Source organism: Xenorhabdus sp. TH1 (genome assembly GCF_037260955.1).
GTDB classification, from domain to species: domain Bacteria; phylum Pseudomonadota; class Gammaproteobacteria; order Enterobacterales; family Enterobacteriaceae; genus Xenorhabdus; species Xenorhabdus griffiniae.
On the sequence record NZ_CP147734.1, the window covers coordinates 1,601,646 to 1,625,056 of the forward strand.

Annotated in this window: 20 protein-coding genes; 17 read left to right on the forward strand and 3 right to left on the reverse strand. The window is 41.6% G+C overall.

Translation table 11 applies throughout. From position 1 onward, the window contains the following. Positions 1–179: 179 nt before the first annotated feature. Positions 180–1,166 (reverse strand): glycosyltransferase family 2 protein, encoded by a 987-nt coding sequence (locus WDV74_RS07320; protein WP_338885330.1) that lies wholly within the window; start codon positions 1,164–1,166, stop codon positions 180–182. A 532-nt stretch (positions 1,167–1,698) separates the two neighbouring features. Between WDV74_RS07320 and WDV74_RS07325 the strand changes: the two genes are divergently transcribed. Together WDV74_RS07325 and WDV74_RS07330 are read left to right on the forward strand one after the other, a co-directional pair. Further along, positions 1,699–2,961 (forward strand): integrase arm-type DNA-binding domain-containing protein, encoded by a 1,263-nt coding sequence (locus WDV74_RS07325; protein WP_338885331.1) that lies wholly within the window; start codon positions 1,699–1,701, stop codon positions 2,959–2,961. Between the two features lie 606 nt (positions 2,962–3,567). Then, positions 3,568–3,774, forward strand: a complete 207-nt coding sequence (locus tag WDV74_RS07330; RefSeq protein WP_047685675.1) for an AlpA family transcriptional regulator — start codon at positions 3,568–3,570, stop codon at positions 3,772–3,774. 143 nt (positions 3,775–3,917) lie between these two features. Here the strand turns inward: WDV74_RS07330 and WDV74_RS07335 are convergent, their stop codons facing one another. After that, positions 3,918–4,091: a hypothetical protein gene (locus tag WDV74_RS07335; RefSeq protein ID WP_197056425.1), complete on the reverse strand. Its 174-nt coding sequence runs from the start codon at positions 4,089–4,091 to the stop codon at positions 3,918–3,920. Positions 4,092–4,224: 133 nt separating this feature from the next. Between WDV74_RS07335 and WDV74_RS07340 the strand changes: the two genes are divergently transcribed. The 15 genes from WDV74_RS07340 to WDV74_RS07410 all read left to right on the forward strand — a co-directional run bounded on the left by WDV74_RS07340 (position 4,225) and on the right by WDV74_RS07410 (position 22,234). Continuing rightward, on the forward strand, positions 4,225–6,663 hold the full coding sequence (locus tag WDV74_RS07340; RefSeq protein ID WP_338885332.1) for a DUF5906 domain-containing protein: 2,439 nt from the start codon (positions 4,225–4,227) through the stop codon (positions 6,661–6,663). Positions 6,664–7,326: 663 nt separating this feature from the next. Then, complete coding sequence (locus WDV74_RS07345) at positions 7,327–9,114, forward strand: non-ribosomal peptide synthetase (RefSeq protein WP_338885333.1); 1,788 nt, start codon at positions 7,327–7,329, stop codon at positions 9,112–9,114. After that, the gene (locus WDV74_RS07350) at positions 9,111–10,388 is read left to right on the forward strand and encodes a hypothetical protein (protein WP_338885334.1); all 1,278 of its coding nucleotides are present in this window, start codon (positions 9,111–9,113) and stop codon (positions 10,386–10,388) included. Before WDV74_RS07345 ends, WDV74_RS07350 begins: the two co-directional genes overlap by 4 nt. Next, the gene (locus WDV74_RS07355; protein ID WP_338805080.1) at positions 10,388–10,996 is read left to right on the forward strand and encodes a thioesterase domain-containing protein; all 609 of its coding nucleotides are present in this window, start codon (positions 10,388–10,390) and stop codon (positions 10,994–10,996) included. The genes WDV74_RS07350 and WDV74_RS07355 overlap by 1 nt, the downstream gene beginning before the upstream one ends. Beyond that, a complete protein-coding gene (locus tag WDV74_RS07360) occupies positions 10,993–11,634 on the forward strand; it encodes a phytanoyl-CoA dioxygenase family protein (RefSeq protein ID WP_338805081.1) in 642 nt (213 codons plus the stop codon). The genes WDV74_RS07355 and WDV74_RS07360 overlap by 4 nt, the downstream gene beginning before the upstream one ends. A 7-nt stretch (positions 11,635–11,641) precedes the next feature. Then, a complete protein-coding gene (locus tag WDV74_RS07365) occupies positions 11,642–11,866 on the forward strand; it encodes a hypothetical protein (protein ID WP_189760454.1) in 225 nt (74 codons plus the stop codon). Then, the gene (locus tag WDV74_RS07370) at positions 11,863–13,239 is read left to right on the forward strand and encodes a hypothetical protein (protein WP_338885336.1); all 1,377 of its coding nucleotides are present in this window, start codon (positions 11,863–11,865) and stop codon (positions 13,237–13,239) included. Before WDV74_RS07365 ends, WDV74_RS07370 begins: the two co-directional genes overlap by 4 nt. Beyond that, on the forward strand, positions 13,236–13,982 hold the full coding sequence (locus tag WDV74_RS07375) for a class I SAM-dependent methyltransferase (RefSeq protein WP_338885338.1): 747 nt from the start codon (positions 13,236–13,238) through the stop codon (positions 13,980–13,982). The genes WDV74_RS07370 and WDV74_RS07375 overlap by 4 nt, the downstream gene beginning before the upstream one ends. Before the next feature lie 8 nt (positions 13,983–13,990). Then, on the forward strand, positions 13,991–15,469 hold the full coding sequence (locus WDV74_RS07380; protein ID WP_338885339.1) for an AMP-binding protein: 1,479 nt from the start codon (positions 13,991–13,993) through the stop codon (positions 15,467–15,469). Next, a complete protein-coding gene (locus WDV74_RS07385; protein ID WP_338885341.1) occupies positions 15,469–17,064 on the forward strand; it encodes an asparagine synthetase B in 1,596 nt (531 codons plus the stop codon). The genes WDV74_RS07380 and WDV74_RS07385 overlap by 1 nt, the downstream gene beginning before the upstream one ends. Then, positions 17,061–18,014, forward strand: a complete 954-nt coding sequence (locus tag WDV74_RS07390; RefSeq protein WP_273559846.1) for a TauD/TfdA family dioxygenase — start codon at positions 17,061–17,063, stop codon at positions 18,012–18,014. The genes WDV74_RS07385 and WDV74_RS07390 overlap by 4 nt, the downstream gene beginning before the upstream one ends. Continuing rightward, complete coding sequence (locus WDV74_RS07395; RefSeq protein WP_338885343.1) at positions 17,983–19,260, forward strand: MFS transporter; 1,278 nt, start codon at positions 17,983–17,985, stop codon at positions 19,258–19,260. The genes WDV74_RS07390 and WDV74_RS07395 overlap by 32 nt, the downstream gene beginning before the upstream one ends. Further along, complete coding sequence (locus WDV74_RS07400) at positions 19,257–19,883, forward strand: alpha/beta hydrolase (RefSeq protein WP_338885344.1); 627 nt, start codon at positions 19,257–19,259, stop codon at positions 19,881–19,883. The genes WDV74_RS07395 and WDV74_RS07400 overlap by 4 nt, the downstream gene beginning before the upstream one ends. A gap of 963 nt (positions 19,884–20,846) precedes the next feature. Further along, on the forward strand, positions 20,847–21,722 hold the full coding sequence (locus WDV74_RS07405; protein WP_338885345.1) for an integrase domain-containing protein: 876 nt from the start codon (positions 20,847–20,849) through the stop codon (positions 21,720–21,722). A 251-nt stretch (positions 21,723–21,973) separates the two neighbouring features. Beyond that, the gene (locus WDV74_RS07410) at positions 21,974–22,234 is read left to right on the forward strand and encodes a helix-turn-helix transcriptional regulator (RefSeq protein ID WP_047683826.1); all 261 of its coding nucleotides are present in this window, start codon (positions 21,974–21,976) and stop codon (positions 22,232–22,234) included. Between the two features lie 106 nt (positions 22,235–22,340). Here the strand turns inward: WDV74_RS07410 and WDV74_RS07415 are convergent, their stop codons facing one another. Continuing rightward, a complete protein-coding gene (locus WDV74_RS07415; RefSeq protein WP_338885346.1) occupies positions 22,341–23,408 on the reverse strand; it encodes an SAVED domain-containing protein in 1,068 nt (355 codons plus the stop codon). Between the last annotated feature and the right edge of the window lie 3 nt (positions 23,409–23,411).

Genomic DNA, 23,411 nt, shown 5'->3' on the forward strand with positions numbered 1-23,411 from the left:
ACTTACGACCACACAGATTAAGTGGCTGTAGTATATTAGTTTACTCTATTTGTGAAAATGACAAAATAGGTTCTGAAAGTAATGAATCAGGTGATGAAATCGTTTTGAATCATAATGTAATGGCCTGTTTGTTCAGGCCTTATATATTATTGATTATTTTGAAATTTATAAGATTTTACTTAGTTAGATATGGTGTTTTTTCTCTGAGTTAATAACATCCTTGAAATAGACCAAATAAATCTATTTTTTGATAAAATTAATTTTAATCTAAATCTCATTTTTTTTGGTTTTTTTGTTAAAATTAGAACATCTTTCTCATAACTGAACTCAGAGGAATAATTTTTTAGTTCGTTATACATTCCCGATGCTAGTAGCTTCCACATAAATTGTATCTGTAGACTTAACATCTTTGCTTTGGTTTTTTTTAAAACATCAAGTTTGTCTTTATGACTATACAGGTCATTTAGGGTTATATTTATTTTTTCCCATGCCTCTATTTCTTTTAAGTAATCATTAGTTACCCATTTTTTGTTCATTATGGATTCATTTCTATATATATAGTTATATAAATGCATTGGTACATAAGAATAAGAACCATGGCAAATACATTCCAGAATAAAAAGGACATCTTCTCCAATAGGGAGCTTTTCATCAAAAGTTATTCTTTTTTCCTTTAGGAAATTATTTCTTATCAATAAGCAACATATATCAAAATAATCAAAATTTAAAAAATCTAATGTAATGTTATGGGAGTTTTGGTATGATTTTGATGCCTCTAATTTTCGGTCTTTATGTAGTTTGTTAAATAAACAATAAGAGAAATCACTGTTATTTAATTCCATTTTCTCTATTAATCTTTCTATGAAAGAAGGTTCATACGTATCATCACTATCAAGAAAACAAATATAATAACCAGTGGATAAATAAAGACCTTTATTTCTGGCTGAGGATACCCCTTTATTTTCCTGTGATACGTATTTAATATTTTTGTAATTTTTAGCATAATCCTTACAAATATCTATTGTCTTATCCATTGATCCATCATTAATGATGATGATTTCGATATTTTTATAGGTTTGATTTATCACACTATTAATTGCTCTACTTATACAAGTTTGAGCGTTGTATGCTGGAATTATAATCGAAACCAATTTATTATTGTCCATATATGCTCCGTTTACTATACATGTCACTACTTGTATAAATATGTTTATTTGAATTTTCTGTATTCAGCTCTATTTAGTAAAATACTAGTAGGTTTTTTCAACTATATATCCTAAATTATTGAGATCTTCGTCCCACTAATAAGAAATAGAAATGATTAGTAGTAATTAGGGCACAATGTTTATTTTATGCTCTATTTATTCCTAATTATCAATAGTGATTATATGTAACTGTTTGGTTTTTAAAGGGATTAACAATGATTTATATTAGGCAAAAATAATTTAATTTATTGATTTAATTGTAAATAACAATGAATTTAAAATCCCTCGGCCTTAAGGCTGTGCGGGTTCAAGTCCCGCCCTGGGCACCAAACATAAGTTTACTAACGTATATACTAGTAAACCAACTCTTAGAAAGTCCTGATAAATCAATCAGGTCTTTTCTTTTTATGTCTACTCTAGTCTATTGCAATCAACATGCACGGCGGGGCATAATCAGGGGCACCTACACTTCTATTTTAAATATGCCCCTATAATGAAACTAAACGCACGACTCATCGAAACAGCAAAACCTAAAGAAAAAACCTACAAACTCGCTGATGGTGGCGGCCTCTATTTAGAAGTCACTGCTCGCGGCTCAAAATACTGGCGTATGAAATATTACCGCCCTACCGATAAAAAAGAAGATCGTCTGGCTTTCGGTGTCTATCCTACCATTTCTCTGTCTGATGCCCGTACTAAACGTGATGAAGCCAAGAGATTAATTGCTCAGGGGATTGATCCTAAAGCAGAGAAAAAAGAAGCGCACGCAACATCAAAGGGAAAATATACCTTTGAAAAAGTCGCCCGTGACTGGCACGCCAGCAATAAACGTTGGAGTGAAGATCACGGCAACCGCATTCTACGCAGCCTTGAACATTATATATTCCCGCATATTGGCAAGCTTGATATTTCCTCTTTACGGACAAGCCAACTTTTAGCGCCGATCAAAACCGTTGATGCTGATGGAAAACATGATATTGCCCAGCGATTACAGCAACGTGTCACTTCCATCATGCGTTATGCCGTTCAGAATGATATCCTTGATTCCAATCCGGCTAATGATATGGCTGGCGCACTTTCCACCGTCAAGGCCAAACATCATCCCGCCCTGCCTCATGAACATTTACCCGAATTTTTGAACCGACTTTCGCACTATCACGGGCGTTTAATCACACGTATTGCGGTAGAACTGACATTATTAACCTTTGTCCGTTCCAGTGAACTAAGATTTGCCCGTTGGGAAGAACTCGACCTTGAAAATGCTGTCTGGAAAATCCCTGCCACAAGAAAAGCCATTGAAGGCGTTAAATTCTCCGAACGGGGCATGAAAATGAAAACGGAGCATATTGTGCCTTTGAGTCGTCAGGCTGTCATTTTGTTCAAATCATTACGCGAACTGAGCGGTGACTGTGAAGTCATGTTCCCTAACGATCACGATCCACAAAAGGTCATGAGTGAAAGCACGGTTAATAATGCCCTTCGTGGCATGGGATACGATACCAAAACCGATGTTTGCGGGCATGGATTCCGAACAATGGCACGTGGTGCAATGGGAGAATCAGGATTATGGAATGATGATGCCATTGAACGCCAGTTAAGTCATGTGGAAAGAAAAAATGTCAGAGCCGCCTATATTCACACCTCTAAACATCTGGATGAACGGAGACTGATGGTGCAATGGTGGGCGGATTATCTGGATGCAAACCGGGAAAAACATATCACACCGTATGATTTTGCGAAAAAACGCCGGAAATAACATGGATTAATGTTCAGAACGTATTGAGTTCATGATGATTTTTTAGACTTTGTTGGCAGTGCCAACAAAGTCTACTTTTCACACAATATATAGCCAGCTAAAAACTCCGCATCCTACCCTTTGTTATGGCAATCATCATATGATGTTTTTTTAACCTTTGCTGGCAGTGCCAGCATAGACTGTTTTTTATGCAGTGCATAAGCAGGTAAGAATTCCATATTCTACCTTGTCAATGAGTTATATTATCTTTCTTTTGATTAACCTTTATACAAAAGGTGTTTTTTTAAACTTTGTTGCCCAGGACAACAAAGACTATTTTTAATACAGTGTGTAATCCACTAAAAATCCTATACCCTGACCCATCATACATTTTCCTTATTTTTCATTTGGTTAAATTTACCCTCACAGCTATATACATGGTGTTTTTTTAGGCTGCTGTGCCCGTGGCACACAAGGTTGCTTTTTATACAGTCAATAGACAACAATTAATTTTACGAATTGGTTAAAGAGTTTACGCTTTCAATTAATCTGAATTTTTAAATAATCCCTCTGTCGTCAAATAACGTCCACTAGGGCATTTCAAGGGCTCGATTACAGGGGGTATACATGCCAACAATGACAACATCTAAAGAAAGTCTCATTCGCCTGCCAGAAGTTCAGCGCAGAACGGGCTACAGCAAGGCATGGATCTACAGGCTCATTAAAGAAGATAAATTTCCGAAGCAAGTCAAAATTGGCCCTCGTTCGGTTGCATTTATTGAATCAGAAATTGATGGTTGGGTTGATCAGCGTATTGCTGAATCCCGTTCCTGATAGCGTACTGACTGAATTTTGGTGCATCAGTTCACGATGCGGGTAATCCATTCATTGAGAGATAGACAAATCTTGCAATTGTTATTTAAACGAAAAAAGGATAGCGGTATGGGAGCTATCCTCCTGACTAACTGTCGGTTGGTTCAACCTTTGGGTTCAATACCACGCGATTGGAGTTCTTTACGGAGTATGCGCTTGATCCATGTAGCAAGGGAAGCATCACCATCGGTTTTTGCTTGTTTTTCAAGTTGTTGTCTGAATTCTTCCGTTAATCTCATTTGGTATTGTGGAGATCGTTTTTCTTTTTGTGTTGACATGGTAATTACCCAAAGATATTTTAAATTACATGGTAATGACCATTTTAATTTTAGTAACCAAATAAAACAACGCCCCGTAGTGCTCGCAACACATACAGGGCGTCTGACCAATAACCGTTGAGAGATAACGATAATGGCTGATACACAGCATAACCAAACTCACCCTAAATTTACATCTTCAGATAAAACAGATGGACAAAAATCGCTCGTTCTGATTCAGACCGTGAAAAGCTCAGCCATGTACCATTGGGAAAATCTGCTGCCTGCATGCGGCATCGACATTCCTGCAAAGGGGAAACATGGCGCTTGCCCTGTCTGCGGTGGTACTGACCGTTTTCACTTTATTGACGACCATCATCATGGCAACTGGCATTGTCGCCAATGTGACACCCCAAACTATGGTGATGGGCTGGATTTAGTGGCAAAAACCAAAGGGATCTCGATTCTTGAAGCAGCAAAAATTATTGCGGATACGCTGGCATTACCTTTGCCAGAACCCAAGCCAACTAGGGAAAGCATTCAAACAACACAGTCGATTGCTGAAAGAGTGACGGGACTGATGGCGCAAACTGTCGCCGGGCAATCTCCCTACCTGACCGCAAAAGGGTTGCATTGCCCTGATCAGCGGCTGCTGTCCGATAATTCGATAGTGTTGACACTGACAAAATTGGATAAAAAAGTAACAGGCGCACAGATCATTAAGCCTAATGGCGAGAAAAAATTACTCTCTGGTAGCCAGAAGAAAGGTGCATTTATTGCCTTAGCAAAGCTAGAAGAGTATTCCGATACAGTAATCATTACCGAAGGTTATGCCACTGCGCTCACAGTTAACCAACTCTATAAAGGTACTGTTCTGGCGGCACTGGATACAGGTAATTTGCTCTCTGTCGCTCAATCAGTTCGGGAACGATGGTTTGACACGAAAATCATTTTTGCTGCTGATAATGACTGGCACAGCCTCGGCGAACTGAATAAGAACGGTAAACCAAAAGTGAATATCGGCAAGATCTCGGCAGAAAAAGCTGCCCTTGTGGTTAATGGTTGGGTCACATTGCCACCTACAGAGTATAAAGCTGATTGGGACGATTATCGCCAGCAACACGGTGTGGAAATGGCAAAGCTGGCCTTTTCTCAGGGACTTTATCAACCAATATCAACCAAGAAAAAAGCAACTACTCAGCCCAATGATGCCGAGCCTTCAAAGTTGATATTATGCCAGATGGGAGCCAGTCAGCGTGGGGAAGTGTTACTGGCACGTTATGACGGCAATTTGGCACTGGATGGCGCTTCGGAAAGCGTTCATCACTATGATGGTATTGTCTGGCGTCCGGTCAGTGACCGTGATTTAAAGCGGGAAATGGTGGCGGCCTTTATGGAAGAAAAGCAGCCGTACTCACCGCATGGTATTAGCTCTGCCGTGGATGCCCTGAAATTACAGCTTCCCATGATGCAACCGCCAAAGCGCCACTTAATCGGGTTCAATAATGGCGTGTTTGACCTGAAAACCTGCCAGTTCCGGTCGCATCGTAAAAGTGACTGGCTGCTACTTGCTAATGACGTTGAATTCAATTCCCCCATTTCAGGGGAAACCCTGAAAAACCATGCGCCACAGTTCTGGCACTGGCTGAATCGGGCAACAGCCCATTGTGAAAACAAATTTAATCGTGTATTGGCAGCACTGTTTATGGTGCTGGCGAATCGCTACGATTGGCAGCTTTTTCTGGAAGTCACTGGTGCCGGAGGCAGTGGCAAAAGCATCTTTGCTGAAATTTGCGCTATGCTGGCAGGCAAAGGCAATGCCGTTTCTGCGAGTATGGCCGCACTGGAAAACCCACGGGAACGGGCGTTGATTGTTGGCTATTCGTTGATTATCCTGCCAGACCAGACTCGCTATGTCGGTGATGGCTCCGGTATCAAGGCCATTACAGGTGGCGATGAAGTTGCCATTGACCCGAAGCACAAACAACCCTATTCAACTCGTATTCCTGCTGTCGTGCTGGCAGTGAACAATAACGCCATGAGTTTCAGTGATCGCAGTGGTGGTGTGTCGCGGCGTCGGGTAATCTTCAACTTTTCCGAAGTCGTACCGGAAAATGAACGCGATCCACTCCTGCGGGATAAAATTTCGGCAGAATTGCCTGTGATTATCCGACATTTGCTGCATCGGTTCGCTGACCCACAAACCGCAAGGCATTTACTGACAGAGCAACAAAAATCAGAAGAAGCGCTGGATATCAAACGCGGCACCGATCCACTGGTCGATTTCTGCGGCCATCTGATTGCGTCCGATGAAGCTGATGGCCTGTTAATCGGCAATGCGGAAATTATGCCGTTCAATCCTCGCAAATACCTTTATCATGCCTACCTTGCTTATATGAAAGGCAATAACCTGAATAAACCTGTTTCCGTCACGCGTTTTGGCATGGATATGCCGGGCGCACTGGCAGAGTATGGGCTGCATTACCTGCGCAAGAAAAGCAAATACGGTATTCGCAGCAATATGAACCTCAATGTCGACACAGCTAATGAATGGCTGCCAAAACTGACAAGGAATGACCAGCCAGAAGAATAGTTTTTTCTTATACAGACATTTTTCAAAGAAATATAAAAAAGTGTTCACCATTATTCACTCTGTCATTTAAACCAGATATATCAATCTATTATAGGGTTGATAGTTATTTTAAAACTGTTCGCAAGTATTCAACCCTGTTCACCATTTTTTCAAGTTTGAGGTGAAGGGGGAGTTGAAGAGTAATGATGAGTTTGATTTCAGGTTATCACCATTTAACATTATGAATTTAAATAAAAATATTTAAAGGTGAATAGGTGAACAGTTTTATCACTAATTCTTTAATAGGGTGGGTTAAATAAGAATTTTTTCTGGCAGGTGTTTTTCAGCTCTCCGAGTTACCGGGTTAATGTATTAGCCCGGTAACTCGGAGAAGACAAGCGCAGCGCGTCAGTGACGTCATCAGTCAAAATGGTTATTACCCGATTAAGCGAGAAACTTTTTCTGGCTGGTCATTAGTTTTGTGCCACTGCAGTTCCAAATATGCAGTTCATGGCATTCTCTATGCACGTATAAAATCATTTAAATAACATGTTATTAACAAAAATAATAACATTTATTTAAAATTTGTTTAATTAACCAGCTCTTATTATATGGATTGTCTCTTTAGTTTTAATTAAGATTTTTTCCGGGCTAAAAAGATTAAACTATATTGTCACTGAGAAAATGGATAATTATAAATCAATAAATTTTATAATACCCCATATTGTTGATCTTTATGGGAATTCACCGGCTGTTATTGATGAAACAGAATCCTTAAGCTATTTGCAGTTATATGCTGCGGCAAGCCAGCTCTGCGTGCATTTGGCGAATATCCAGCGAGGTAGAGGGGGGTGCATTGCTGTTGCAGGTCCTCATAACGTCAGAACTGTTGTTGCTTTATTGGCAATCGTACTTTCCGGAAATTACTATGTTTATGTTGATTTAAATCAACCAAAAACTTGGATTGAACAGCAACTTAGCCGACTAGATTGCCATATAATGCTCTATTCTACAGGCAATTACCCTACAAATATACCTAACGGTATTACATTGTTTCCTGTGAGGATTAAGAGTGATAGTTACTTTGTTCCGAGTACTTTTCCCAATGTACTAACTCATCAGGCGGCTTATGTTAATTTTTCATCCGGTAGTACGGGTGAACCAAAAGCAATTGTTTGTGCTCATGCGGGTATTATCCGTCTTTGTCGCCAACAAAAATTTCTCGACTTTGATTCTCGTCCAATATTTCTCTTTCATTCCCCTTTATCTTTCGATGCTGCTACTCTGGAAATCTGGGGAGCATTGCTCAATGGTGGCACTTGTATCGTCCATCAAGAAAAAATACTGACCCCACAGGCTCTACAAAAAGCTATACATTATTATGGCGTCAATACTTTGTGGCTGACTACAGCCCTTTTTAATACTCTCGTTGATACTGATATTCAATGTCTACATGGGTTACATACTGTACTAACTGGGGGAGATATTTTATCAATTTCTCATGTACGTAAGGCATTTAATGCTCACCCAAAAATCAATTTTGTAAATGGCTATGGTCCAACTGAGAATACCACGTTTACTTGTTGCCACATAATTCGGGCTAAGGATTTAACGGGGCATGATATCCCTATCGGACAGGCAATCAACGGCACGCAGGTATTACTTTGCGATTTGCAAGGTGAACATATAACTGCACCCAGTGTCAGTGGTGAAATATATGCTATTGGGGAAGGATTAGCATTGGGATATTTCGGTGATCCAGAACGTACAGCACAAGCCTTTGTTACTATTACTTGGCAGGGAATATCCCAACGAGCTTATCGTACAGGTGATCTTGCATATTATGATGAAGAGGGAAATCTACATTTTATTGGTCGAGCGGACAGTCAAATAAAAATTAATGGCTACCGCATTAATTTAAGTGAAATAGAAAATAGACTGCGCAATATTCCGGGAGTAGAAGATTGTTCATTATTGGTGCAGCAATATCATGGTAGTAAACAGCTGATAGCCGCACTACAAGCAGAAGATGATCGTCCAGCTCGTCAAGCTATGCTGAAATTTCCTTCTTGGGAACGTCCGTCCTTTTGGTTTTGTGTCCGTTCACTACCTTTGACTCAGCATGGAAAAGTGGATCGTCGAGCGCTTTTTTCGCAATGGCAAGCATTACAATCACAATCATCAGCTATGGAAATGAGCCAGCAAGAAGCAGCTTGTGCCATTTGGTGGTCAGAATTGCTGGGCTACCCAATTATCTCTCCAACACACAATTTTTTTGAATCAGGCGGTAATTCATTACATGCTTTGCGCTTACTGGCTACTTGTTATCAATACTATTCTGATGTGGCACTTTCCCTCCAGGAGCTTTATCAGCATGCGACTCTTGCTGATTTTGCTTCCCTGTTAACCCACAAGGGAATTGATGTCAATACATTACAGAATCCTATTCCTGAGGGGGTTCTGGTACTATGAATGAAATCTTTGAGAAGTTCTCTCAGCGGCAAATTTATTGCTTACCATTTGGTAATCGGCTGATTATTTATGGTCAGTGGCAACAGTTAGATCAAGAGGAACGTTCCTGGCTACAGCAAGAAAAAGAACAGCTGCTTACCTCTTATAGTGATAGTTCCTGCATTTTGTCACTTCCTTGCTGGCTTAATGCAATGGTACTGAGTGAGATTATTTCCGGAGACTGTTCACAATTCGGATTGTTCTACCTGGCACCAGACTCTGTCCCTTCAGAACCTTCCAAACTAAAAAATTTGATCGAAGGTCTATATAGAACTTTTCCACTTCTCAATAGTGCGGTGGAGTGGGGAGATAGTGGACTCGAATTACGCCTTTTTACCTCACCATATAATGCTGAACCTGAATATCAGGAATCTGTGCAGTATGCAGATGCTCAGGCTTTTATTCGCGAACAATTACAGTACCCTCACTCTGTGTTTAAAAGAGGAATGCTGAGGGTCGTATATGCACGTTGTGGTAAGGATATGCGGTGGGGAATATGGCTGCATCACCTGATTGCGGATGTTGACTTTGTTCAGACATTACTTTCTCGGGTACATGTTTGGTTAAAGACCGCAGCATGGCCAGAGCCGGACCTGGATTTTATTCAACAAATTTGGGTCTTAGAACAACAAATCATAGTACACCGAGAACGGCTACAAACTTTCTGGTGTAATCAAAAAGCGCTTTTCAGCACACTGGTCATGCCTCCGACATGGGAGTTGTTACCCGATAGCTCATTGATGAGCTTTACATTACACGATGAGCCACAAATGTTTACCCGTATGATTCTGTCCCTATCACGGACATTGGCTAAGCTGAATATTAATGGTCCTCAATTAGCAATAACCCCGGTTACTTTGCGCCGTATAGGGCGGCGAAATACGGGCAGTGGATGTTATGTCAATCTGTTACCGATACTGCTGGATGCTCGCTATGAAGTCACAGAGTTTGACCAGCTACGTTTGTCGTGGCTAGAGCACGCACAGCTACCCCAGGAGGAAATTACTTCTCTGTGTGAGCTTAATTATCGTGATGCTATCGTGATGATCAACTTCATAGATACACCAATAGTAATGGAAGGATTTCAGCATCATCCTGAATTTCGTAGCAGGAAACCTATCACCATAACTGTCACTCATGGAGAACCAGGATTCTGGCACGTTAAGCTGACAACCCGCTGGGGAGAAACATTTAGCAATGCTTTACACAGTACCTTGGTGGAGGAGCTGACCTGATGATACTTTTGCTTCCTGATTTCATCGGACATCCCAGTTGTTTTCAGTCCCTGCTTTCCCATCTGCCTGAACAGGTGGAAAGCGTTAATTATCACACATTAGCTATGAAAGAAGATCTTTCTGAACTGGCTGATCTTATCGCTGATGGATTGAAATATAAGCCGACTTGGATTATTGGCTATTCGTTCGGTGGTGCTCTGGGATATGAACTCTGCCAACGCAATTTCCCTACTGCCCGCTTAGTTATGGTGGACAGCCATTTGCCTTCGTCTTCGTTACGTGAAATGCCTATCGACGAACAGTACCAGCACTGGCTAACAACAGATATACAAGACTGGCTTTCCTTGATGCAGGAGCTTAATGAAATAAAGTTACCTGTCATTCTAAATAACATTAGCCTATTCAGCCAATGGCAACCAAAACCAGCCTTGCAACAAGCATGGTGGATACGTTGCACTCGAAATAATATCAACGTAAACATTGACTGGCATTTGTTGATCCAGAATATCCATCAATTCGATGCCTCCGTATGTCACCATGAGGTGATGAAAGAGAGTAACGTGATTTCTTACCTTATCCAACTAACTCAAGAGGTTACCTTTTCATGATATTTCATAAGCAGGCAATTTCACCCGATTTTCAAAAACTGGCGCTGGACTGGATTCTTGCACAATCCGATTCTCCGTCTGCAGGGCTAGAGCCAGAGTTTGATATTGGTGATGATAAACTGCGTTATGCAAAAAAAATCCGTAACATCTCTAATCATGACCCGCAATTCTGGCAGGCATGGTGTTATGATTCCGGGCTGACGAAAATCGTAAGTCAGTACCTTGATAACCCTCGTTTGTTACGTCATGCAGCTTTTATTAAACGTCATGCTGATGAATCGTTTATTCCTCTACATCAGGACATTGCATTGTGGGAAAAACCCTTTAATACCGCTTGGACGTTCTGGGTAGCTTTGACCCCGGCATTTAAAGAGAACGGAGGTATGTTTTATCTGCCCGATACTGATGTGGTTTATCCGCATGAGTTCGATCTAAATTATCCCATGTTTAAGTGTATAGACCTCGAAAAAAACCGAATTTCTCAGGAAGAACTAAAGGATGTATCACTTCAAGCAGGAGATATCTCGGTATGGCCTGCAAAAACCCCGCATGGGAGTTACATGAATATCAGCGGTCAATTGCGTATAGGCATGCCAATAGTGTTTGTTGAAGAGAACGAATATCAAAGACTAATGTGAGGCAAATATGAAAGTATGGGTAATTGATAATCTAAAAATTATTTTCCCTGATAGAGAGATTTCAGAAGCCAATATTGATGAATCCCTCAAGGAACTATTAAATCATTCAATGAAAATGGTGACTTTTCTAGCACGCTTTGCTCGACAATTTAATCATGCACCAAAAATTATGGATTTTCAGGCTGCACCTTGTTTTGAAACCTTGGTCAGAAGTATGGAGCACCCTACATGATACGTATTATTGATTGCACCTTGAGAGAAGGCATGCAAACTCGCCAGTGTTGTTTTACTACTGAACAGTCGGTATTACTTTCCCGAGAAATAGCAGCATTAGGGGTAGATACGATTGAGTGTGGACATCCTTTTATTTCGTCGAAAGAAGCAGAACGTGTTCAAGCTGTGGTAGCAACCTCACCTGTGCCAGTGTTAGCTCACGCCAGAGCTCGTTTGGAAGATATCGATGCCGTGTTACAAACTGGGGCTCATTGGGTTGGATTGTTCGCCTCTATTAATGAAATTTCAATGGCAACGAAGTTTAAAGGTAAGAGCCGCGCAGAGTTGTTAGCCATGTTTGGTTCTTCTATCCGATATGCCCGTGAACAAGGGTTGTTAGTTAGGGCAACCATTGAAGATGCCGGGCGTACTGCAGTCCCTGACTTGGTCAGTATGATTATAACTGCTCGTGAAGCAGGTGCTAATCGTATTTGTTTCGCTGATAGTGTAGGTATTCTACTACCTGATGAAACTTTTGATGTGTTATCGCTATTACGCTATGAGTTTCCTGATATTGTTCTTGAATATCATGTTCATAACGATAGAGGACTCGCGCTAGCTAACACGTTAAAAGCGATTGAAGCGGGAGTTGAATGGATCTCTACGAGTTGCAATGGCATAGGTGAACGTGCAGGTATCACTGATACTTTCCAATTGATTACGCTGCTTGCTACACGTTTTGAACAAAATCGTTTTGATATTTCCCGAATTTTGGCGCTTTCTGAATTAGTAGAAGCGTATAGCCGAATACCCATGTCTCCAATGCAACCGGTTGTAGGTAAAAATGCGTTTGTACATGTTGCCCGCTTGCACCAACTTGCTATGCAGAAAGACAGTGCTGCTTACAGCATTTTTGATCCAAAACTCATCAAGGGACACATCTCTCTGGAGCATTTTACTCCCTTACAAGAACAAGACCTTTTTCTGGTTCCGTTGGAAAAATCTTCAACAGAACTTAAGTATCACCGCCACGGTCCAGGAAAACGTTTTGTGATGTTGGATAAACGGTTGATAGATGGGTCTCCCTACTATTTTATTGCCCGCCAATTTTCGATGATAGGCGCTGATGAGTCTGCAGAGATAGGTCATGTTGATAGCCACACTCATAATTGTGACTCCGTATTCTTGTTCTTAGGAGATGGTCAGGACTATATCGGCCTAGAGGTGGAAGTCGATCTTGGGGGTGATATTCGTCATATACATAGCCCAGCCAGTGTTTTTATCCCAGCGGGTGTGGCTCACTCCTATCGCTTTATTCGCGGTTGTGGCACCTATATTAACTTTGTTCATAAAGGCGATTACCATGAAAGTTTATTGGAGATAACACAGTGAAACAATTTAATAAAAATGCAGGATCTTATGATGTCGTAAGAGGAAAGATCACCTACCCCGATGAGTTATATCGTTCACTCTCTGTCCGAGCACCTTCAAATGAAGCTGCATTGGATATTGGCTGCGGTAATGGGGTTTCTACCATTCGTCTGAAAGAGTATTTTGTTTATGTTCAAGGATGTGATCTTGGTGATGCTCTTATTGAGCGAGCGTGTCATAGCTATCCTGATATAACGTTTAGCGTATCTCCAGCAGAAACTTTTTCTCCGCCACGCAATTATGACCTGATAACCAGTGCAACCTCATTTTACTGGATGGATCGTCAAGTAGTGTTAATGAATTTACAAAAGTGGTTAAAATCCGGAGGGCTTTTTTGCGCCTATAAATATGATTTTCCAATGGTTTATGGGCCATTGCGCGATTATATCGAAAAAGAGTTGATCTCGCGCTGGGCAAAACACCGAGATCCCCGTCTGACACAATATGATGATACGTTCGAACTGATGCGTAACTGTCCACACCTGCATAACGCACAACGTGAGGTGTTTGCCAATATTATTTTCCTTTCTGCGGAAGAAATAGCCTTGTTTTTTTTGTCAACTAGCTACGTGACTCGCTATATTGAACTGGAAGGTGGGAAGGCTTACGCTCATGAATTTATGGAAAATGTCATGACAATTGGCGGTGTCAATCCGATTGCTGTTAACTTTGATATCCATGCTTTTACTGCGGTAAAGCGCTAGGAGGACAGATGGAATATCTGCCTATCACGCTGGATACTACACTCCGTAAGAAAGCCCTTAGTTCGCCACAGCAATCTCTGTTGATTGATGCCTTAAAACCCGAATCAGCTATTGAATATCGATGGAAAGAAACCAATATGCTTGTCGATGCTTTGGCTTGGCAGTTTGCGGATTTACCTGGCAAAGGCATTGGTGTGATACTGGACAACAGCTATAACTGCCTGTGTATGATTTATGGCGTTATCCGTTCAGGAAAAGATTTGGTCCTAATCGATCCTGAATGGGGTATTACAGCAAAACAGGCAATTATTGATGAGATGGTGCTACAGATATTGGTAAGTGCTGTCCCTATTCAGGATGAGTTTGCCACATTGCAATTTATTCCTGACTTTTCATCCGATTCTGTTGAGATGTTTGATGAGCACGCAGCCGCAAATAGCAGAATGATTATTTTTACCTCAGGAACTACAGGTAAACCTAAAGGTATCGTTCTCAGTCAGCAAGCTATGGTGAGCGCTTATGCCATTGGTCAGCGCTGCTTAAAGATAGGAGAACATACTCGTGCCGGCTGCTTTTATCGAGTTAGCGGATTAGGGATACTTGGTATCAACTTCCTGTTTCCCTTACTATATGGTGGCAGTGTAGTACTACTTCCGCAACATTGCTGGTCTGACTGCATACAATTTTGGTCGCTAGTAGAACGATTCAATATCAGTTTTCTCTATATGGTTCCACCCATTGTCAATTTTATGGTTAAGGAAGGGGTTCCGCTCACGGTTCCTTTTCCATTATCCCGCTTATTGTGCGTGTCTGGTTCAGCTCGCTTGGATGCTGGTTTACAAGATGAATTTCAGCGTAATTTTGCTCCGCTAGCGAACATTTATGGATTGAGTGAGTGTGGCTTTGCCTTTTTATTTGGTCGCTTAAATAGAAATAGATTTGACAATACGGTAGGACCTGCTGTTGGCCTGACACTACGTTTGACTGATGAACAGGGCCATGAAATTACCCAACCTGGTTTTCGCGGGCGATTATGGGTGAAAACACCCAGTCTGTTTTCAGGATATGTAAATCAGCCTGAGCTAACGGCACAAATGGTACATGATGGCTGGTTGGATACCCAAGATATAGCCTATTTCGATGAGCAGGGTGGGTTTTATGTGCTGGGTCGCGTGGATGGAACGGTAAATAAAGGGGGAAATCTGTTCCACCTTAACGAATGTGAACAATTGTTAAATACCCGTAGTGATGTGATAGATGTATGTTGTCTGAAAGTGCACTGTGATATTTATGGTGAAGATTACATCGCGGTTATTCAAGGAGAACTTGGGCAAGAAAGTGTTCTGCTAATTTGGTTACAGCAGCATTTAGGTATATCCCGTGCCCCGCGTTCTGTTTTTTGCCTCAATAAAAAACTCCCACTAAATGGTGCCGGTAAACACGACCGATGCGCTATTACTGAACTTATTACCCAGGGAGTATCATAATGTGTGGCATTTTGGGTGATATTGGACCAGGGTTTGATGGTGCTCGTTTTCGTCAAGCACTTCAGGATCTTCATCATCGAGGTCCTTATGGTAATGGATTTGTTGACTTGCCTGCAGGTGCATTAGGAATGACACGCCTGCCAATGTCTAGTGCAGCCTCACTACCAATACCAGTGAAATATGGAGAAACTTATGCCGCATATAATGGTGAAGTTTACTCTCCAAATGTGGGAATTGTGGATGAAGTTCGCTTGCTTTGTGAGGGAATAAAAAAAGGAATACTGCCAGATGGAATGTTTGCGCTGGCATTATGGCAACCGCATAGTGCTTCATTGACACTACAACGTGATAGTTACGGCATCAAACCTCTCTACTATTTTTATCAAGCAGATCGTGGACGGCTGATATTTTCATCCGAGCTTACACCGATACTGACTTTGTTGGGTGAGTGTGCACCAAATATCGCTGCGATAGCTCAGGCTGTGGCAACAGGGGTTACTTTAGAAGGCGAAAGTTTATTTTCCGGTATACGCCTTGTCGCCCCCGGGGAGCAGTTAAGATTTACGCTTAGCAAAGGGCAAGCACAGTTGATTCAACGCCAGCATTTTTCTCCTCAAACTGAACCATCATCGCATTCAATTGAAGAAACATTAGGTGAGGCTATCAGCCATTGTAAAGCGACATTTCGTCCATCAGCACTGTTACTCAGTGGAGGGATAGACTCAACTCTGCTTAATACCTGGATGAAGCCTGATATAGCTAAATTCACTTTGGCCTTAGAAAGTGCCGAGGAGTCAGTGCACCAACAACCCAATTTGCATCGGATTTATCTGGAACAAGCCGCTTTTATGCCTGTGTTGCGAAAGGCGGTAAAAAACTTTGGTACAGCAACCCGTATGTCTAGCCTGATGATGTATCAACAATTAGCGGATGCAGTCGGGGATGCAGGATACCACTGTGTATTGTTGGGGGAGGGTGCTGACGAGTTGTTCTGGGGCTATCCTCGCCACCTTGACCTACAACAATCAAAGATACATGATGCAGGCAGCTTTGCTCGCATTTGGTTCGGCGACTACCAAAACAAAGCAAAGTTATTTTCTTCTAAAATTGCTTCTGAATTGAATGATCAAATTGAAGAAATTTCTCATTCAGCCCTAAAGAAAGGGTATGAAGCAGCTATTGACTATTTCGATCTGCATTACTCTTTGGAGCCTCTGCTGCGTCGAGCTGATCATCTCCTGATGTCACGCACAATTGAAGCTCGGACACCTTATTTACATGCTGGACTCGGTATGCTGGCAAGTCGTTCTACACGCCTTGTGGATGGTATAACTAAAGCCCCACTATGTAATTTACTCAAGAAACGGCTACCAAACTGGCAATGGAAACCTAAGCAGCACTTCCGATTACCCTTCGCCTATTGGCCTAAAGCAGTACAGGAAATGCGTCATTATCTGCAGGAACACTGCGAGACATTACGCAATATCGGTCTGGTGAATTTAACGCCTGCATATATAGAAACGGCGGATAATACTCAACTTTTTACTCTAACTACGCTTTCCCTTTGGCAACAAGAATATGAGGTGAATTTATGAGTTTTTCTTCCTACCCGCGCCCGATTGCCTGGCGAGGAAATATCGTGTTTGAACGTTCGGCTCGTTTTAATCAGTCGCTGGAAGCTCTGCTTAGCGCAATGGCGGAAGGCTATCAACCTGATAAAAGCGATGATATATTGCGTCGTAATTTGCATCGAGAACTTGAGTTGGAAAGTGGTGTAGTAGTGCATGATTCCCCAATGCTCAAATCTCTATCGGCTGAGCCATTTCGAGCATTGTTTAATAAGTTTTGCCTTTGGTTTGGTATTCCAGTTTCAATTAACAAACAAGGACATTACTTAAAAGAAGTTCGTGATCATGGTGTACGCGATAGTCTTAATATGCCACAACGTGGACACTTAACTAATCAAGAGCTCGCTTTTCATTCTGATAGGGCAGATATCACTGTGCTGGGTTGTTGGAGCCCTGCTGCTCGCGGAGGTGCTTTTCGCATTCGTTCTTCTGCCGATGTAGTATTGCAAGCAGAACAACGCCAGTTTACTTGGCTTTCTCACCTAAAAAAGCCCATTCCTCATGATTTGCGTGATGAAGGTGATCAATCTTGGATTGCTTTGCCGCTATTGAGTGAAAATCATGATCAATTCGTTTTACGTTATATACGTAAATTTAACGACTCAGTAGTTCGCCATGGCATAGAGCAGTCACAAGAAATCAAACAGATGTTAACAGATATGGATTCAATTGTTGAACAGCCTGGTCATTACGCTGAACTGAACTTCAGTAAAGGAATGTTGGTAATGGTCAATAACCACATTACATTACATGCTCGCACTTGTTTTGAAAATGATGAAAAACATGATCGTTGCTTGTTGCGTTGTTGGCTTAGCAGTGAATTTACTCGTCCATTACCCACAAGTTTTTTGCCTTTGTTTCATAGTGTAGACGCAGGAACTTTGCGTGGTGGCGTCCTGGCAGATAAGACATGGTGATCCGATGCAGAGTAAAACCTTTACCTTGGCACGTTTTCGTGCTCTACCTGCAGAAATTCATTTGATGTTGGTAGGCACCCTGCTAACGCGGGGAGCCTATTTTATGATCTGGCCTTTTTTAGCAGTGATCTTGTACCGCCAGTTCAACTTCTCTGCAACTACCATTGGTGCCTTACTCTCCATAGCTATCATCTTTGGTGCAATCAGCGGCGTCTATACTGGTTGGTTATCAGATCGTTTTGGTCGCAAACGCCTTATACTTTGTGGAACCACATTGAGTGCACTGGCTTTTGTCTTGCTAAGCTATGGTAATAACCCCGCACTGTATGGCATTGGTATTGCTGGTGTCAGTATCGGTTGTGCTCTACTTGAATCCAGCTGCAAGGCATTGATAGGAGATCGTATTAATGATAAGGCTTCGCGTGAGCTGGCACTCTATTGCCGTTATTACGCTATCAATGCCGGCGCTGCGGTAGGCCCATTATTTGGGGTGACCTTAGGTGTTGACAAACAAGGCTTAACCTTTTTAATCACTGCCTCAATCTATTTTATTTATGGTCTGTTACTATGGCGCTCACTGCACTATACCGTATGGCGAAGTACTACACCAAAGCAAACTAGTACCACATCTTCTACGTTTTTTGCCGCCTGCGGACAAATGATCCGTCATCGACTTTTTGCTTTGTTGATGCTTTGTAATATGTTAGCAGCCTTAGTATATGCCAGCTTTGATTCCACATTGGTCCAATATCTCACTCGTAGTCATGTACCAAATGTTATGTCGTTGATTGCTACCCTGATTGCGATTAATGCTCTGACTATTATTATCGCTCAGTTTCCCTTATTACGTCTGTTACAACGTTATTCGACTGGAGTTAGGCTAATAACAGGACTATTAATGATGTTACTGGCACAGCTGTTATTCGCTTTTGCTCCTGTTACACAATTTTATATGCTCGCTATAGCAACGATTATCCTTAGTCTGGGGGAATTGGTAGTATTCCCTACCTTCAGTGTTGAAGTGGATCAGATAACCCCAAATGCGTTACGTGGGAGCTATTTTGGTGCCGCTAACCTCTACCTACTGGGTAGTGCCGTTGCTCCATTGTATGGTGGTTTAATGTTGGATCTTGGCAACCACCAGATACTTTTTCTTAGTCTGGCTGGGCTTTGTTTGCTCACCATGATACTACAACGTACTGTAAATGCGATGAAACGGACACAAAGTGGGGTAACTACACTATGACTGCACGTATTCTGATTTCAGGTTTTTTTTTACGTCGTGGTGTTTGGTCTCCAAATTTGATTGGGGAAGATGTAGATGATATTAGAGACCAATCAGAGTGTGACCTCCAATATTGGTTAGATGAAGCAGAAATGCTTGCCTCGACTTTTAATAAACCAATAGAAATTATTGGTCACAGTTTCGGAGGATATCTAGCACAATGCCTGGCAGCACGATTGGGAGAAAAGGTTAGCCATTTATGGTTATTGAGTGCGCTGACTAGCCAAGGTGGCAGTGCTTTTGAAAGCTATCAAGAGAGTGGACAAGAGGCGTTATCAGAAATTTGTAGGTTGGATATAAGTAGTGGTCGTATCCACTTACATAAACCTGAACGCTTCCTCACACTTTTAGGCCAATCTGTTCCTTTAGCACCAAGTGAGCCAGTGCAGTTATTACTTGCTCCGCCACCACCACGTATAACTAACTTGAGCTGTCCAGTTAGCTATGTAATAACACAGAAAGATTTGCTAACACCTCCCTTAATACAACATACTTTTGCCAGCCGACTAAATGCACGGTTAATTAATTGGATAGGAGGACATATGTCTCCTTTAATGGAGAACGAATGGCTGCATAGCAGATAAGTATAAGGGAATCACAGACCTCAAACAGACCTCAATAAGAAAATTTACTTTGAAAGCGGTAGGAAGAGCTGTTACCTAGATTATCCCTATCGTTTTTTCTCAATTTCATATCAAATAAAAATTTGCCCCTACTCGTTACAACCGATAAAGTATTTAATTGTTATCAAAGATCCATCGCCTGTCAGGATCGCCTTAGGGTGGCGAAACAAAATTCCCGTAGCCTGAAAGGGAGAGCAAGATTGCGGTACATCTGCCCACCTTTGGAAGCAGATATTGTCAGACATAAACCCCTTGTCTGGTGATGAAGGTTTCTTGAACTGAAAAATACACCCAATAGGTGTTTTTATCTTGTTACCGAAGTGTGTTGGATGTTAGCTTATGCACTTACTTTTCATATCAGTACCAGATCACATTTTCATTGATCTTCAATAAACAACCGGATGTCTTTCACGCATCCCGTTCATGCTTCTATTATCCCTGTTTGAAATATTCAGCAGATTACTTTCTACACCTAAACAATTAACTCATCGCTACCGATTGATACTTAACCTTGCGGCGTTTTGCTGTGCTTGCTGGCATTTCAACGCTTGCACGACTTTTGCTGACCGTTTGCGGATTTAAGGCGTCACTTTTTGCCGGTTTACCGCTGAAAGTGACGCCGCAACTAAAGGGAAACACAACTCTGCCAGGCTCAGGCCTGCTTCACCACTCAGTGAATCTGACACTGCATTTTTAGATTGAAAAAGGAGAACTTGACGATATCGAGGCTGGTTTTTAGCCGGTGGGGATGACCTGCACACACAGGCGGCAGTACCGCGTACTCAACCGATACCCCGCAATACCTCAACCTGCGTTCACTCTGGCGCACAGATATTCGTCAAGGGCAAAACCGGTGCTTTTTGTTTTGCCGCACTGACGCGCGCCAGAGATCGTAGATTGTCGGATATCAGTGGAGAAAAATGGATGAGTCGATTGATGAAAGAATTAAAATTTTTTGCCCGACAAGGCGGCGGTAGCCATAAAACTTGTCATGATCGCATTCGGATCGCCGGGCGTTTGGGTGCTTTGTTATTGAGCCTGAATATTCAGGTGAAAAGCCTTAATAATTTGAAAGCCAAGCATGTGGAACAGTATGTTGATGCCCGTTTGTCTCAGGGGATTGCTAAACGAACAGTGCAAAATGAAATGGCGGCACTGCGTAATATCTTTCGCATGGCTGGCAGGGAAAAACTGGAAACTTCGCCAAGATTGAGCAATCAGGCATTGGGATTAAGCGGCACTAGCCGCGCTGGAACGAAACAGGCGATTCCAGATACTACGTTTCAGATGATTTATCAAAAAGCCCTTGAACGTGATGCCGGATTTGCCGTCACACTGAAACTCGCCCGATTGCTGGGGTTACGTTCTCAGGAAGCGGTACAATGCAGTGCATCATTGAAAAGCTGGCGTAAACAGTTAGAGCAACCAGAGCCGAAACTGCATGTTGTTTTCGGTACAAAAGGCGGCCGGCCAAGGCAAACCCGCGTACTGGATATTGCAGCGGTGAAAGAGGCTGTCGAGCAAGCCATTGCTGTTGCAGAACAACGCGGCGGTAGGTTGATTGATAAGCCCGATCTCAAACAGGCCATGAATTACTGGCGGACACATACCACAAAGATTGGTTTAACCGGTTGCTATTCTCCTCACAGTCTGCGCTATGCGTGGGCGCAGGATGCACTGAGATTTTATCAACAAAATGGTTTTAGCCGTCAGGAAACACGAGCACTGGTTTCAATGGATTTGGGGCATGGTGATGGCCGAGGGCGTTATGTTGAACGGGTTTATAGTCGTTCAACTTAGTGATTCGGTTATTGTGTTAGGTAAAACAATCCGTTAAAGTATTTCTGCCATTAGCAAAATCTAGTGGTCAAGGTTTAGCAGCCTTGAGTCAAGAACACTGGTAGGATGTTTCTACCAGTGCGCCTGCGCTCACCCTTTCAATGGTGGTTCAGGTAGGGGAGACTCACGTCTCGCCGGAATCTTGACCCGGTCTGCTAACCCTACCTTGAATCACCACCATCAATGATTAATTAATGGAAGGGGTAGCAGGAATGAATAACAACATTAGAACTGACTGGCATCAGGCCGATATCATCGCTGCATTACGTAAACGTGGAACAACCTTAGCGGCTGTTTCTCGTGAAGCGGGACTCAGTTCATCAACACTGGCAAATGCTTTCAGCAGACCGTGGCCGAAAGGTGAATGGATAATTGCTGATTATCTCGGTGTCCATCCTTCAGAAATCTGGCCTAGTCGGTATTTTGATCAGCGTGGTCAACTTATTGAGCGTAAATTTCGCAATAAGTCATAAGAATAACCAAGCTTAAATTTTAAAGTTATTGAGAAGATAAGCATATATAGATATCTTCTCAATAAGAACTATAATAAAATAGCTTAACTAACTATAGCTATACATTTCAATCAACTTTATTACCATTAATAGATAAACTCCATTCATAACTTTTGCTTGATGGATTCCAGTGCCAGACTGTCACAACACCATGTAAACCTTCCTGATATAAAGTTCCTAATCGTAATATGAAGGATGCTTGAGCAGAAATAAATAGATCAACTCTGCTCGTACGCTGTTTTAGCTCCGATATAATATAACTTAACTCTTTAGTAATTTTTCCTTGTTCTTCTTCTGCTGGGAGATTATCGAATCGAAATCCCGTACTTAGTTCGACATGTAATGTATGATCAATGATGCTTTCAGGCAATTCACTATCTTGAATTTCCATGGTAAATGAGATTGCTAATCCAATAACTCCCTCATCGTTTGGTTGAATTGAGGAGATTTTTTGGACTTCGGCACCGCGATACTTTTTTAACAAGATCGCTCCTGTAGGAAATTCATCCAATGGGTGAAAATAGTTTTTAGTGCGGTCAAAATCAAAAATCTTTAAAGGTAGATGTCCATCACGCATAAAACTTCCGATCATAAAAAGATATGGGACACTACCCAAAGAGATTATATATGCCTGACTCGCATCAGAATGTTGTGTTCTTTCAAGAATACTTTGCTTTAAAAAAGCAGCCTTATGTATAATGTTTTCTTTATTCCTCGAATCAAAAGGAGGAAACTTCAATGGCAATATTTTTGCTTTCTCTCTATATGAAAGACCACTAATCGAGGAGTTAGGATCTATATTTTCAAAACCAAAGGCACTGATTAAAACTATATCTTTTCGATTCATATCTTTCATTGCAATCCATGCCGCATAACACCATAGTCCCAATCCAAATAGACAAGCCAAACTTCCAAAGCAATAAGCAATATCTGTATACTTTTGATATCCAACATTTATATCTTCAATTATTTTTAAATTTTTTTCCAGAAACTCTTTTGTAAACTTAATACTTATTCCCCAACCACCTAATAATGATAGCAATCCCAATTTGAACAGACCTAATGCTAATCGTGTAAGTTGATCCTTCGGTTTGAATATTAATTTTGCTATATGGATTAGTAGTTCTTTATTCATCGT